Source organism: Niallia circulans, assembly GCF_007273535.1.
Lineage (GTDB): Bacteria > Bacillota > Bacilli > Bacillales > Cytobacillaceae > Niallia > Niallia circulans_B.
This window is the reverse complement of record NZ_RIBP01000004.1, coordinates 2102395-2117048: the sequence shown is the minus strand read 5'-3', so window position 1 is coordinate 2117048 and position 14654 is coordinate 2102395. Positions and strand designations below refer to the sequence as shown.

At 39.3% G+C, this 14654-nt stretch carries 9 protein-coding genes and 1 other annotated feature; of the genes, 1 reads left to right on the top strand and 8 read right to left on the bottom strand.

The window, feature by feature from the left end; all coding sequences use genetic code 11:
- Positions 1–3: 3 nt before the first annotated feature.
- The 4 genes from CEQ21_RS18290 to CEQ21_RS18275 all read right to left on the bottom strand — a co-directional run bounded on the left by CEQ21_RS18290 (position 4) and on the right by CEQ21_RS18275 (position 8972).
- Entirely contained in the window at positions 4–2844 is a 2841-nt protein-coding gene (locus tag CEQ21_RS18290; protein ID WP_185765751.1) for a vWA domain-containing protein, read from the bottom strand.
- A gap of 220 nt (positions 2845–3064) precedes the next feature.
- Positions 3065–4789 carry a sensor domain-containing diguanylate cyclase gene (locus CEQ21_RS18285; RefSeq protein WP_235907282.1) on the bottom strand — a complete coding sequence of 575 codons (1725 nt, stop codon included), beginning with the start codon at positions 4787–4789 and terminating at the stop codon, positions 3065–3067.
- Between the two features lie 140 nt (positions 4790–4929).
- A complete protein-coding gene (locus CEQ21_RS18280; protein WP_185765750.1) occupies positions 4930–6237 on the bottom strand; it encodes a bifunctional folylpolyglutamate synthase/dihydrofolate synthase in 1308 nt (435 codons plus the stop codon).
- Between the two features lie 83 nt (positions 6238–6320).
- Complete coding sequence (locus tag CEQ21_RS18275; RefSeq protein ID WP_185765749.1) at positions 6321–8972, bottom strand: valine--tRNA ligase; 2652 nt, start codon at positions 8970–8972, stop codon at positions 6321–6323.
- A 72-nt stretch (positions 8973–9044) separates the two neighbouring features.
- Positions 9045–9274, bottom strand: a binding site (T-box leader).
- 199 nt (positions 9275–9473) lie between these two features.
- Here CEQ21_RS18275 and CEQ21_RS18270 point away from each other — a divergent pair.
- Positions 9474–9665, top strand: coding sequence for a hypothetical protein (locus tag CEQ21_RS18270; protein ID WP_127737227.1), 192 nt, complete (start codon positions 9474–9476; stop codon positions 9663–9665).
- An 11-nt stretch (positions 9666–9676) separates the two neighbouring features.
- Here the strand turns inward: CEQ21_RS18270 and ysxE are convergent, their stop codons facing one another.
- The 4 genes from ysxE to hemB form a co-directional block, all read right to left on the bottom strand.
- Positions 9677–10723 carry a spore coat protein YsxE gene (gene ysxE, locus CEQ21_RS18265; protein WP_185765748.1) on the bottom strand — a complete coding sequence of 349 codons (1047 nt, stop codon included), beginning with the start codon at positions 10721–10723 and terminating at the stop codon, positions 9677–9679.
- Positions 10724–10825: 102 nt separating this feature from the next.
- The gene (locus CEQ21_RS18260; protein ID WP_185765747.1) at positions 10826–12196 is read right to left on the bottom strand and encodes a LysM peptidoglycan-binding domain-containing protein; all 1371 of its coding nucleotides are present in this window, start codon (positions 12194–12196) and stop codon (positions 10826–10828) included.
- A 175-nt stretch (positions 12197–12371) separates the two neighbouring features.
- Positions 12372–13658 (bottom strand): glutamate-1-semialdehyde 2,1-aminomutase, encoded by a 1287-nt coding sequence (gene hemL / locus CEQ21_RS18255; RefSeq protein ID WP_185765746.1) that lies wholly within the window; start codon positions 13656–13658, stop codon positions 12372–12374.
- A gap of 15 nt (positions 13659–13673) precedes the next feature.
- Positions 13674–14651, bottom strand: coding sequence for a porphobilinogen synthase (gene hemB, locus CEQ21_RS18250; protein WP_185765745.1), 978 nt, complete (start codon positions 14649–14651; stop codon positions 13674–13676).
- Positions 14652–14654 lie beyond the last annotated feature (3 nt).

The window sequence follows — 14654 nt, the reverse complement described above, 5'->3', positions numbered from 1 at the left end:
CTATTACCATTTACCATCCGTGCTGTTTCCAGACCCGCCATTATTGCCGTCATCTGTATCTTTAGTTTTAACAACTTCAATTAATGTGGTTGCACTTGGCGTTTTCTTATCTCTTTGTTCTTCTGCTGTTGCTGTCACATTTGTATAGCCTACATCTTTACCTACAAGGTAATACTCGCCGCCTTTTTCAATGACGTCCACTTTACCTTCTTTCTCTGCCACAACACTAATGATATCTTTATCTGTCGCGTTGCTTGGATTAAATATCAGATTGTCTGTTACTGGCAGCTCTTCGCCAACCTTAACTTGATAGGCTGGTTTCGTGAATTTAATTTCATCAAGAGCAATATACGGATCTGTCACAGAAACTGGTATTCTCACCACAAGGTTTGAACCGTCCTTTGTTTTGACAATAAGCTCTGTTTCACCTTGCTTCTCGCCATATATGCTGTACTTGCCATTAAGAATACTAGCTATCGATGTATCTCCAATACTAATATCTAAGTTCTTGTTTGTCGCATTATTTGGATTGATAGCAATAGAGAAATCTGCCGTGCTGCCCCTTGTAATGTTAATCGGATTTGGAGTTACCGTGATGGATTGAACTTTATGCTCAATCGTAATAGTTTTAGTGATTTCTTGGCTGTTAGCAAATCCGCCTTCTGCCTTCACATAAATCTTATTTTCACCTGTTTTGTCTATTGTGATGGCTTTACTTGGATCAAACTTAATCCAGCCTGTCGTGTCTTTGCCATTATCAATCTTATAAGAATATACAACATCATCACCGGCTACTTTTTGGATAAGCTTCGCTTCCACAGCTTCTGAAACTTTGGCTCCACTTGAATATTTTGTGCCTGATGATGTTCCTGTCAAATCATAATCTGGTGTGAAGTACAAATACGATTTACTGTCATCATTATAAGTGATTTCAATTGCTTGATTGTTTGTGCCTGCTTTATAAACCATATCTTTTACTGGTATTTTTTGCAGACCGTAATCTTCCTTAAAATCTTGTGTACTTGCTTTTTTCGTATTTGTCGCTTGATCTCTTTTTTCAATGGTTCCGGCTGCATCACCCGTGTACACATTCGCAGTGTTTTCCTTTAGCTGCACCTTCATGTTAATCATATCTTTGGCAGCTGGGATGGTTGTTTTACTACCGTATGAAAAACGGGAATCTGTATAATTCAAGGTTGCAAGCGGCATTGTCATATTGGTGACCGCCCAATCAACCTTCAGCTGCATGGAAGCCGTAATTTCTGATGGTGAGAAGCTGCCTTTTGCATAATTGGACACATCACTTAGTGTCATAATCGCGTAATTCTGCCCGTTTCTTGTTTCTTGCTTCACATTATCTTTAGGGATAATGGTGACACCGGCAGGCAATGGCTGTTCAATGACTAAATCCTTTAATTTCCCGGTAACCGTGCTATTCACAAGGTTTGTTGGTTTTAAGGAATAATTGACATTGAAATAATTCGTCTTATCATTTGCATTACTTGTTTTGACTAAACTGTTTAAGTCATTAACGACTTTAGATAATGTCATACTTGACTGGAAGCCTGCAGGTGCATCATCTTTTACTGTTATCGTGGCAGAAGTTGTTTTTTGCTGCATTTTCCCGTCTAAATCGGTATATTCGAGCGTTATATTATCAAAGGTATATGTCCCCTTCTCACTAAATGTCAAAGGAAGGGATACATCTATCGGTTCATTAACATTTTGATTGATTGGGAAAAGGATATCCTTTTTAATGACAACATTACCCGAGCTGTCCAATGTAGCATTTGCATTGTCTGCCAACTTAACTGTATTGGCATATTTAGAAATATTGATTTTAACTGTAGTCGTTATTGTTGGTGTCGAAACCTTTTGTGAAATGTCTTCAAAGATTTTCGCAATCGTATCTGTTGAAGCCTGCTGTGCTGTTACACCAGTTTTTTCCGATAAGTTTCTTAAATAACTCATATCTACTTCACTATTTGTCCCAAAGCCGATGGAATACATCTTAATATTATTATCAGCAAGTGCATCAACCTGTTCATTTACTTGCGATTTAATTGCTGTTTGCACTGTATTTAAGCTGTTAGAAACAACATCTCCGTTAGAACGAACGGCAGTTGCTGTATTGTTTGTGTAAATAGTGTACGTGACTGTATCCTGAACTTTTTTGTCATAGCAAAAATATTTATATTGGCATACTCTGTCCGTAAATGTTTCCACGTTTTTGGAAGACGTTGGTTCTCCATCCGTCATAAAAATGATGTACTTCTTGGAAGTGTTATTCCCAGTTGTTAACATACTCATTGCCTTTTGGATGGATTGCGTATAGTTTGTTCCGCCAACAGCAGTTAGGTCCTTTGCCTTGCTTTTGATTGTCTGCAGGTTTGCTTTAACATTATCTGTAGTTGGCGTAGCCACTACAGGAAATGTAACAACCTTATCTGTTTCAACATCTGAAGAAAAAGGGATTAGAGCAAATCGGTCATTTTTATTCGGATCCTGACTGAAATATGCTGCTGCTTCCGACATAGCATTTTTTGCACTTAAAAATTTATACGGGTTTTTTCCAAGCTCATCCATTGAACCTGATTTATCGAAAATAAAAGCAACATCAATTGGAGAACGGTTCGCATTTGTCGCTTTTCCTTCCGGAGATAAACGTATATCCAAGCTGCCTTGTGCCGGACTGTTTGCCGGTTTAACAATTACACTCTGTGACGGTGTCACTGTAAAGTTAACTGTTGGAGCTGATGATGCCGCATTTGCATTTAATGGAATTAACAGCAATGACAGCATGGTTAATATAAAAAACTTGCTGAAACGTGAAGCTCTCCTCATTTTTTCACTCCGTTCTTGCTTCTAATAATCTATTAAAATAGTACCTTTATTATATCAGGGACTTTTTTACTAGGGTAGTCTTTTCTGCAGGAATATTTACTGGCTGTTATTCCGTATATTCCATAGTGTTATCGGTCCTTCCTCCCAATCCTTTAGTAGGCCGGATCGATATCAGCAAAAAACAAAAAAAAAAGAACAACTATATAAATTAATAGAAGTTCTATTTCATATAACATGCGACTCGGTTTCGGCCTGCTCGTTTTGCTCCAACATAAAGCGCTCTGTCTGCATGCCTGATTAATGCCATCGCTTCATCGGCATGCATAGGAGCACTTGCAAGCCCTAATGATGCTGTTATGTTAACTTGCAATTCGCTTTGCTTTTCATCCATATTCTGTTTAATTGAAAAAGATCGAGTTTCAATCATTTTCCTTAAAAATTCGGCAATTTCTTGGGCTTCCTCCATTGGCGTATTTTCAAGAAGAATCACGAATTCCTCGCCCCCATATCTTGCTACAACGCCATGCTTGCCAATTAATCTCTCTACTCTGTCCGCAAATTCCATTAAAATTTCATTACCTGCCTGATGGCCATACGTGTCATTAATGGATTTAAAATGATCAATATCAAGCATGATGACAGTTAAGTCTTTAATAAGGTTTTGATCCATCTCCGCAAACTTAGCTGTTAAATGCTGCTCAAAGTATCGGTAATTATAAAGCTTTGTCAGTGCACAGCGTTCACTGTTTTCCTTTGTTTTCTCGAAGTATCTTGCATTATCAAGCGCAACTGCAAATTGAGTGCATAGCAAGTCTAGTATCATCAGCTTCATATGGGCAAACGCCTTTTTCTGAACGCTTCCTAACAGGAGAATGCCGATAACTGAATTGTTTTTTATGATTGGCATGCACAATACACTTTCAATATAATCTGGCATAAACCCTTTATTCAATTCTTCCCAGTCCTCCCGTTTATGGAAGACAGCCGGCTTTTTAGCGGCGAGCACTCTGCCAATAATTCCTTCATTTTCCTTTAACACATCAGAGAAAATCGGAAGCCGCTTTTGTTTTTCCACTCTTGCAATCGACTCTAGTTCATTTTTGCTGTTAACCTGGTCTACATAGACAACATCAACCTTAATCAGCTCAAATATATTATCAATAAACAAATTAATTGTTTCCTTCACAAACAAAGTTTGTGACAATTGATGACCGATTTCAGCTATTTTCTTTAAGTAGCTGTTAATTGTTTGGCTAGAATGATACTGTTTCAGCACAACAGATAGGCATATAAACGGAATTCCAATAAGAATAAGTGCCATTAAGCCAATATCCAAATACATAATGTACAGCGCAAAGCCTACAGGATAGGTGATAAGTGTCGTAAAAAATTCCCACATACTGTCTTTCGTAAAGAAGCTTGTTTTCCTCTTATATACTAACCGGTCAATACAATAAAGGATAAACGCGTTTAATATAAAATAAATAAGCGGGTAAAAAAGAATAAGTAAAAAGGTATCAACATGAAACAGCAGATCTGTTCCATGACTTCCGCCGAGACTATAATACAAAACACCGCTCAGAAATGACACAATTAAAAACATAGCAGAGTTCATCGGCAATCGAAATAGGGACTTTTTATCAAGACGCATTTGCAGCATCAAGGTGAGCAGAGCTATTTGCACAAGCACCATCTCGACAAATAAACCGAATATTAAAAAAACAGAAATGGTTGCCCACTGCAGGAAAAAAACAGGGACACCATTAATGACCATCGGCATGCTTGCAACAATAGCCATAAAGATTAAAAACGCCAGCAAATCACCATACTCCCCTGCTATGTCTGGTGGAAAAAGATGATATGTCAGCCATAGCCCAACAGGGATAAGCACAATCCAAATTGCCCATATTATTTTTTTAGTAGATGATTTAACCAAGTGTTTCACCTAATTTCTCCTCTATAAAAGATGCATGTAGCTCATGCTGTTAATTTATTTCCTATTACGAAATTTCAAACTTTTTGCCTATTAGTATTATACTATATTTTTTTTGCGTAATAATATATAAAAATTTGTAAAAAAATCTGTTACTTTTCTCCTAAATTTTGCTCCTTAAAGTACGCAAGTACATTTGCTAAGAAATAAAGGGAACCTGTTATTACAAGCATTTCATTTTCGTTCATTACTTCTAGCTTGTCTGTGATTGCTTTTTTCCAATCATTCGTAAAGAATTTATTTGAATGATGACTTTCGGAATACAAAGCCTCCCCTGTTGCTGCCCTTGGGAAATCAAAGCTTGTGAATGTTATATCATCTGCCGCATTATCAAGCTTCCCTATCATTTTATCCGTTTTTTTGTCTGACAATGCAGCAAATAAAATGCTTTTCCTCTTCTCCTTATATCTTGATTCTAGTACTTCAACTAATGCTTCTATCCCTTCCTGATTATGGGCTCCATCAACAAGTACATACGGATGCTTTGATAATACATCCAGTCTGCCTGTCCACCTCGCATGAAGCAATCCTTTTTGAATATGGTCTTCACTTAAACACAGCTCTTCTTTTAGCTGCATTGCTGCCATAACAGCTAAAGATGCATTCTCTACCTGGTGCTCCCCAAGCATGCCAATCTGCAAATTAGTAAGTTTAGCTGCCGCTGTTTTGAATGTAAAGCTTTCACCATCTTCATTTGATTGGTAGTTCTCCACTGCAAAATGCTTTCCTAATAAATAATATGGAGCAGCTTCCTCCTGCGCCCGTCTCACAATTACATCCTTTGCTTCCGCTTGCTTAACTGCTGCAATAATTGGTGTGTTTGCCTTGATGATACCTGCTTTTTCAAAGGCTATTTCACCATATGTTTCTCCTAAAATAGCAGTATGGTCAAGACCAATACTTGTAATAATAGATAGTAATGGATGGATAATATTAGTTGAATCAAAACGTCCGCCAAGACCGACTTCGTATAAGACTATATCTGGTGTTTGAACATTTGCGAAATAGTAAAACGACATGGCAGTAATAATTTCGAATTCTGTCGGTCCACCTAATTCCTCCTTGTCCATTTCCACAACAATCGGGAAGAGGACATTAGCCAGCTTCATAATTTCCTCATCTGTTATTGGAACACCATTAATGCTGATTCTTTCATTAAATTGCTCAATGTAAGGAGATGTAAAGGTTCCTACCGTTAAACCAGCACTTTCCAATATACTTCTTAAGTAGGTAACAGTTGATCCTTTCCCATTTGTACCGCCAATATGAATAGTCTTGATTTTTTTCTCAGGAAAACCAAGCTTTTCCATCATCATATGCATTCTTGTCAATCCAGGCTTGATGCCAAGGCGCAGTCTGCCATGTATCCACTGCAATGCCTCTTCATACGTCTGAAACATTTCATACACCTCTTTTTTGATTTATCGTTAAATAGGGAAGACGAACCCTCAGTAAATAAAGGGTTCGTCTAGTTTTAGGGAAATTATGCATCGCCCTTTAATTCTTTGATTCGTGCTTCAACAGTTGCTTTCTTTTGCAGATAGTCCTGTTCTTTTGCTTTTTCTTCTGCAATGACTTTTTCCGGAGCCTTTTTTACAAAGCCTTCATTGCTTAATTTCTTTTGAACCCTGTCTACTTCTTTCGTCCATTTATCAAGCTCTTTTGTGAGACGGGCAATTTCTTCTTCCATATTGATAAGTCCTTCAAGTGGAAGGATGATCTCTACACCAGTAATAACAGAAGTCATTGCCTTATCAGGGATTGCGATATCTGTTGCAATCTCCAATTCTTCTGGGTTACAGAAGCGCTCAATATATGCTTTATTTTCTGCTAATGTTGCTTTAATTGTCTCATCCTGTGCCTTAAGAAGAATTTTGATTTTCTTGCTCATCGGTGTGTTAACTTCTGCACGGCTGTTTCTTACAGAACGTATGATTTCCACAAGCAGCTTCATATCATTAGCAGCCTTGTTATCAGTAAAGCTAGTATTAACCTCTGGCCATGCTGCAGTTGTGATTGATTCACCTTCATGCGGCAGGTTTTGCCAGATTTCTTCTGTGATGAATGGCATGAATGGATGCAGCAATCTCATTGTATTGTCTAATACATAAGCAAGAATCGAACGTGTTGTCAGCTTTGCAGCTTCGTCCTCTCCATATAAAGGCAGCTTCGCCATTTCAATATACCAGTCACAGAAATCATCCCAAATGAAGTTATAAAGAATACGGCCAACTTCACCGAACTCATAACGGTCAGACAGACGTGTTACTGTTTCAATTGTTTCATTCAAACGTGTCAGAATCCATTTATCTGCAACAGATTTCTCTCCAGACAAGTCGATTTCTTCGAAAGTTAATCCGTTCATGTTCATTAGTGCGAATCGAGATGCGTTCCAAATTTTATTAGCAAAGTTCCAAGTGGACTCAACCTTCTCCATGCTGAAGCGTAAATCTTGACCTGGTGAGCTTCCAGTTGACAAGAAGTAGCGTAAGGAGTCAGCACCATATTGTGCGATAACATCCATCGGATCAACACCGTTACCTAATGATTTACTCATTTTTCTGCCTTGCTCATCACGAACAAGTCCATGAATCAATACATCGTTAAACGGTCTTTGACCTGTAAACTCCAAGCCTTGGAAAATCATGCGAGAAACCCAGAAGAAAATAATATCATAGCCTGTTACAAGTGCTGCTGTTGGATAATAACGTTTAAAGTCAGCAGCTTCTGTATCTGGCCAATCCAATGTTGAAAACGGCCATAAAGCGGAGCTGAACCATGTATCCAATACATCTGTATCTTGCTCCCAATTTTCGATATCGCTAGGAGCCTTGTCGCTAACATATACTTCACCTGTTTCTTTATGATACCAAGCTGGTATGCGATGTCCCCACCAAAGCTGACGAGAAATACACCAGTCACGGATGTTTTCCATCCAGTGCAAATACGTATTCTCAAAACGGTTTGGAACGAATTGAACTTTCTCTTCTTCATTATTTTGCAATTCAATAGCTGCATCTGCCAATGGCTGCATTTTAACGAACCATTGTGTAGAAAGGTATGGCTCAACAACTGCACCGCTGCGCTCTGAATGTCCAACAGAATGCATATGCTCTTCAATTTTGAATAGAACGCCTGCCTCTTGAAGGTCTTTGACAATTTGCTTGCGGCATTCGAAGCGGTCCATGCCTTCATACTTGCCAGCACGTTCGTTCATTGTGCCATCTTCGTTCATAACAAGAATGCGTTCAAGATTATGACGATTACCTACCTCAAAGTCGTTCGGGTCATGTGCAGGTGTCATTTTAACTGCACCAGAACCAAAGTCCATTTCCACATAGTCATCTGCTACAATCGGTATTTCTCTTCCAACGATTGGCAGGATAACTGTTTTTCCGATTAAATGCTGATATCTTTCATCCTTTGGATGAACAGCAACACCAGAATCTCCAAGCATTGTTTCTGGACGAGTCGTAGCAACCTCAATATAGCCAGAACCATCTGCAAGCGGGTATTTCATATGATAGAAAGCACCTTGAACATCTTTATAAATAACCTCGATATCAGAAAGAGCTGTTTTTGTAGCAGGATCCCAGTTGATGATATATTCACCGCGGTAGATTAAGCCCTTGTTATAAAGAGAAACAAATACCTCACGAACTGCCTTTGACAGCCCTTCATCAAGAGTGAATCGCTCTCTTGAATAGTCTAGCCCAAGTCCAAGCTTTGACCATTGCTCACGAATATGGCTTGCATATTCTTCCTTCCATTTCCAAGTCTCTTCAACAAATTTTTCTCTGCCTAAGTCATATCTGCTGATGTTGTTGGCACGAAGCTTTTCTTCTACCTTTGCCTGTGTAGCGATTCCTGCATGGTCCATTCCCGGCAGCCAAAGAACATCATAGCCTTGCATCCTTTTCATTCTTGTCAATATATCTTGCAAAGTAGTATCCCATGCATGACCTAAATGAAGCTTTCCTGTTACGTTCGGCGGAGGAATAACGATTGTGTAAGGCTGTTTCTCCTCATCTGACTTTGCTTCAAAAAATTTACCTTGCAGCCACCAATCATAGCGTCCTTTTTCAATGGATTGGGGATCATATTTTGTTGGCATTGATAGTTCATTTGTTTCCATATCCATAAACCTCCTAAAAGAAATTATTTCAATTCTTGAATTTTTTTGGCAAATAAAAAACTCCCTTCGTCATAAAAGGACGAAGGGAGTTTTTCGCGGTACCACCTTTTTTCCAACATAAAAATATTGGCTCTTTCAAAGATGATATCGGATACTGTCCGTCTTTCACTAATGAGCTATACCGTTCGCAAAAGAAGCTCGAGGGCTACCTTCCAATGAAAGTTGAATGGAAATCTTTCAGCATGTGATTTCCTCTCTACAAAACAACTAAGCATTGTACTACTCCCTGTCATTGCCTTTTTTATTTATTTATATAGATAATACCGAATAAAAGTTATTTTCGTCAATAAGGTTAACCTTATTTTTTTCAATTTATACATTTGCCCAGCAAATTGAAGCGCACTTTTTTTAATGGACCAAAAAAGTGGAGCTATTTAACAGTACTTAATAGGCTCAAGCCACCATATATTTAGGAGAAGGATTGAAAGGAGGTTTATTCTTATGAAGAAAAAATTCAATCCATACACATATCCACCTTGGCTTAAAGGGGTTCGCAATGCATGTGCGCGGTTTATCCTTCCGTTTTGCATTTTTCAAGGAGTGCGAACGATGCTATTGCCGACTACCTTCGATGTCCTCTTTTTATCCCTGTTAATTGTTTTGGCCTTGTCCATATACTTGGAAATAATTTAAGACCCAAGATTTTATGAATCTTGGGTCTCTTTTTGCGCTTCCTGCTGTGCCTTTTTTTCCCGTTCCATTTCGTCAATCCGCATGACGATATATTCGGTATTCTTCAGGAGCCAATATTGTTTTAACAAGCTTTGCGCATATTTGCGCTCGTTCTTTTTTTTATCGCTTTTATGATATTTCTCACATATCCGAATAACAGGTCCAGGATGTGCCAGATAGCTTAAAAAAAGCAGCATTTCATCTGACCGAAGCGGATAATAATTGAAGTAAGTATAAATCCATTCTAAGCAATCGTTATTCTGCTTTGGAGCTGTTTTTAAGGATCTGGCAATAAACGGAAGCAGGTCATGGCTTGGGGAGCCAAACTTGGCATTCTCAAAATTGGTGAAATAACCGTACCCTTTTTCATCATATAGAAAATGCTCTGGTGAGATTTTCCCATGGATGATCGAAACCCTCGCCTTCTCATCGTCCTTTGTTTCTTCATACCATTCCTTCAGCTTTGTTTCGGAATATTTCAACGCTTGCCTTACGTCGTGATAATACATACAAAACATCCATTGGAATGGGGACATATATTCAGTGTTTTCACACTCCTCAATATAACCATCCAGAAACTCCTGTTCCTTTTCCAGTTCCAAAAGAGTATTTTCATAATGCTCTTCTCTATCTTCCTTTTCAACCTTTACTTCTTTCGAGGAAAGTATATGCAGCCTTGCCAGCTCCCTGAACATCTGCTGATGCTTTTTGAAATAGCTTTCCCGATCTTCATTTGGGAGCCACGGCATTAAATAATACAGCTTATGATCATGCAAGACTGCATATCTTCCATCGACCGTTGGATATATCGGCACAATTCGATTATATCCCTTTTGGTACAATGTCCTGACATGACGGATAAAGTCAGAGCCTTTATGTGGATCTATCGATTTAAGGGCAAATGTGCCCTTACTGCAGTATATCTTTACGATTCTGCCGAACTCCTCCACAAAATTAGGCTCGACTCCATACGGTTCTAAAATGGGGGTATACTTTTTAATCGTGTTTTTTTCACTCATATGCGCCCACACTTTCTTATTACGAAAAAGAGATTGGCTTCATCTCCAAACATGATGATAACGGGGCTTCGCTTTACCCTTTTTCAAACACTTTTGCAAAACTTATTTTTCTGCCAATTTAATAGGAATATATAGCACTTGCCCTTCTGCAACATCCTGATTGACTTCCAAATGGTTTTCCTTCAACAGTGTGTGAACATTGACATTATAGCGTTCACTTAATTTCTCAATCGTATCTCCCTGCTGAACGATGCAAACCTTAACCTTCGTATGTGTTTCTTCTTCTTTTCGGGCAAAAAATTCAGTGAAGGTTAATGATTTCTTTTTAGCAAAAAGGCCTTTTTTCTTCTTCGTCCCATGGTCATTCTCCGAGGAAGATTCTTCCTTTTCTGCATATTCTGCTGTTGATTCATCGAGCTTAAGCTCAGAGGATTCCGGGACTGGCTTATCAAAAACATCCTCTGCCGGGAACGTTTCTTCCTCTGCTCTGAATAAGGAAACCTTCAATTCCTGCCTGGTGTCCGCAACAGGTGCAGCCTGAAATGGAGGCGGCTCCTCCTGTACATCTGCTTCTGTAAACAACGGCACCTGTGAAATGTCATCCTCTTCCCAGTCATCTTCTTTTTCAGGAGGTGCTTTACGCACTTCTAATTCGAACGGCTCATACTCTTCTAACCCTGAATCAGCAGAAACTCGCTCGTCTTCCTCCATCAATGGGCTGATTCTTTGAAATGGCTGCACCTCAATTTCAACACGCTCAGCCTCTTCATCTGTTGTTTCTCTGTATGAAGCTGCCTCTATTTCTTCGTCTGGATCTCCAAAAGACACTTCCTCCGTGCTAGAACTAGCCGTAATCTCTATTTCTTCCTCTTCATCTGGCTGCCTGTGACCATAGCCTCGCGTTAACGCCTCAAGCTCATCTTCTTGTTCAACAAACTCATATACCGATTGAGTATTAGTTACATCTGCCCGTTCCGCTTCTTCATCCCTTTCAGAATAAAATGCAGGCCATTGGTCATCATTATCTTCTTCAACACTTACTTGCTCTTCGTTTGTTAAGCCTGCAATCGATAATTCAGCAGTAAGATTCAAGCAGCTTCTTTCTGGAAATACATAATCAAATGTTTCAATTTCCACCTCGATATCATCGACGCTTTGGACGCGTGAGAACGGAATGGTAATATCGATAGGGAAATGATGTAGAAACTCATAAACCCCTTCTTCCCTTTCCAAAACAGAATGAACTAGTTTCGGAGCCTTAAATTCCTCTTCTTCAGACTGGATGTTTTGTGTGCGATTGTATTCACCTGTCAATTCTAATGAACCTTGAATGGTAATATACTGATCGTTTTCTTGGATGGTTATATTCGGGTCCAGTGAAATGGAAAGCAGATCATCTACTTCCTGTCCTTTTTGAAACCAAACTGACTCTTCCAATGAAAACCGTAAAATAGACGAATTTTCTTGAGACAAAGCGACTCCTCCCTTCATTCCTTTCACGTTTAATCACTATGTCAATTACAATTTATGAACTTCCTTTCGCTTTTATGAATACTTCTTTACCATGAAGGTTGATGAATTTAAAAAGTTGAGCAAAAAACAAAAAAAATCCAAAGCCTTAATCAGGTACTTTGGATTTTTATCATGATTATTTTAATTTTGAAAAAGCGATTTCTGCTGCTTTAATTGTATGTACAATATCATCATCACTTAAAGCAGTTGATAAGAACAAGCCTTCAAACTGGGATGGCGGCAAGAACACACCTTGCTCTAGCATTTCATTATAAAAGGCAGCGAAATAGTCCAGGTTAGAGGTTTTCGCACTGTCATAATCAACAACCTCTTCATTTGTGAAGAAGAAGCCAATCATAGAGCCTGCTCTGTTAATAGTGAATGGAATCTCATATTTTTCAGCCGCTGCTTTTAAGCCTGCTTCAAGCTTGTCTGCTTTTTGAATAAATTGCTGATAGCTATCAGGTGTCAGTTGAGACAATGTCTGAAAGCCCGCTGTCATCGCTAACGGATTACCTGATAATGTTCCTGCTTGATAAATTGGTCCACTTGGAGCAATTTGATTCATGATCTCAGCTTTTCCGCCATATGCGCCGACTGGAAGTCCTCCGCCAATTACCTTGCCAAGACATGTAAGATCAGGAGTAATGCCGAAATAGCCTTGTGCACAGCCATAATCAACGCGGAAGCCTGTCATAACCTCATCAAAGATAAGCAATGCTCCGTATTGGTCTGTAATCTCACGCAGCCCTTGCAGGAAGCCATCTTTAGGTGGTACAACACCCATATTGCCAGCAACTGGCTCAACGATGATTCCAGCAATATCATCACCAAAGTTTTCGAAAGCATATTTAATGCTTTCAAGATCATTATAGGCAACCGTGATAGTGTTGGCAGCAACTCCTTCTGGAACGCCTGGGCTATCTGGCAAGCCAAGTGTTGCAACACCTGAACCTGCTTTAATCAACAGAGAATCACCATGGCCGTGGTAGCAGCCTTCAAACTTAATAATTTTATTTCTGCCTGTATAGCCTCTCGCAAGCCTGATTGCACTCATCGTAGCTTCTGTTCCAGAGGATACCATACGAATAATCTCAATGCTTGGCACTCTTTCTTTTACAAGCCTTGCCAGTTCGTTTTCTATTAGAGTCGGAGCACCAAAGCTTGTCCCTTGTTCTGCGACTTTTTTAATTGCTTCCACAACTTGATCATTGGCATGTCCTAAAATAAGAGGACCCCATGAAAGTACATAATCAATGTATTCATTGCCATCAATATCGTAAATTTTAGAGCCTTTGCCTGAATCCATAAACACCGGATTCCGCTTCACTGATTTAAAGGCGCGAACAGGGCTGTTAACCCCGCCTGGCATTAATTCAACTGCTTCCTTAAATGCTTTTTCTGACTTTTCATATGAACGCATGCTATCCCTCTTTTCTTATTGTTCTTTCAACCAGCGTGCAACATCTTTCGCAAAGTAAGTCATAATCAAATCTGCTCCGGCACGTTTCATGCTGACCATCATTTCCATTACAATACGCTCTTCATCAATCCAGCCATTTTGTGCAGCAGCTTTTACCATGCTGTATTCCCCGCTCACATTGTAAATAACGATTGGCATCTTCAAGGTATTTTTCATATCACGAACAATATCCAAATACGGCATACCAGGTTTGACAATCATAAAGTCTGCCCCTTCTTCTGCATCTGATTCTGCTTCTCGCAATGCTTCAAGACGGTTTGCAGGGTCCATTTGATATGCTTTACGGTCTCCAAATTGCGGTGTGCTGTCAGCTGCTTCACGGAATGGTCCGTAAAATGCGGAAGAATACTTCACTCCGTATGACATAATTGGTGTATCTAAGTAGCCTGCTTCATCAAGACCTTTACGGATAGCCGCAACAAAGCCGTCCATCATATTAGATGGAGCAATGATATCTGCACCAGCTTCTGCTTGACTTACAGCTGTTTTAACAAGTAATTCCAATGATTCGTCATTTAAGACACGACCGTCCTCCACGATACCGCAATGTCCATGGCTTGTATATTCGCAAAGACATGTATCAGCAATAATGACAATCTCCGGATAATTCTTTTTGATGAAGCGAATTCCTTCTTGGACAATGCCGTGATCATGAAATGCCTGTGTCCCGCATTCATCCTTTTCAAGAGGGATACCGAATAATAGGACTGATTTAATGCCAAGGCTTTGTACTTCGTCCATTTCTTCCTTCAGACGGTCAATGGACAGATTATAGATTCCAGGCATTGATGAGATTTCCCGTTTAATGTTCTCACCTTCTGCAATGAAAATAGGATAAATCAAATCGTCCACATGCACATGTGTTTCCCTTACCAATGCTCTCATGCTAGCAGATTGACGCAGTCTGCGGTGACGGTTAAATTGTAATGACATTTC

Coding starts and splice junctions, on each gene's coding strand:
- CEQ21_RS18280 (WP_185765750.1), bottom strand. CDS start 6,237: ATGTTTCAGACGTATGAAGAGGCATTGCAGTGGATACATGGCAGACTG.
- hemB (WP_185765745.1), bottom strand. CDS start 14,651: ATGTCATTACAATTTAACCGTCACCGCAGACTGCGTCAATCTGCTAGC.
- ysxE (WP_185765748.1), bottom strand. CDS start 10,723: ATGAGTGAAAAAAACACGATTAAAAAGTATACCCCCATTTTAGAACCG.
- hemL (WP_185765746.1), bottom strand. CDS start 13,658: ATGCGTTCATATGAAAAGTCAGAAAAAGCATTTAAGGAAGCAGTTGAA.
- CEQ21_RS18275 (WP_185765749.1), bottom strand. CDS start 8,972: ATGGAAACAAATGAACTATCAATGCCAACAAAATATGATCCCCAATCC.
- CEQ21_RS18290 (WP_185765751.1), bottom strand. CDS start 2,844: ATGAGGAGAGCTTCACGTTTCAGCAAGTTTTTTATATTAACCATGCTG.
- CEQ21_RS18270 (WP_127737227.1), top strand. CDS start 9,474: ATGAAGAAAAAATTCAATCCATACACATATCCACCTTGGCTTAAAGGG.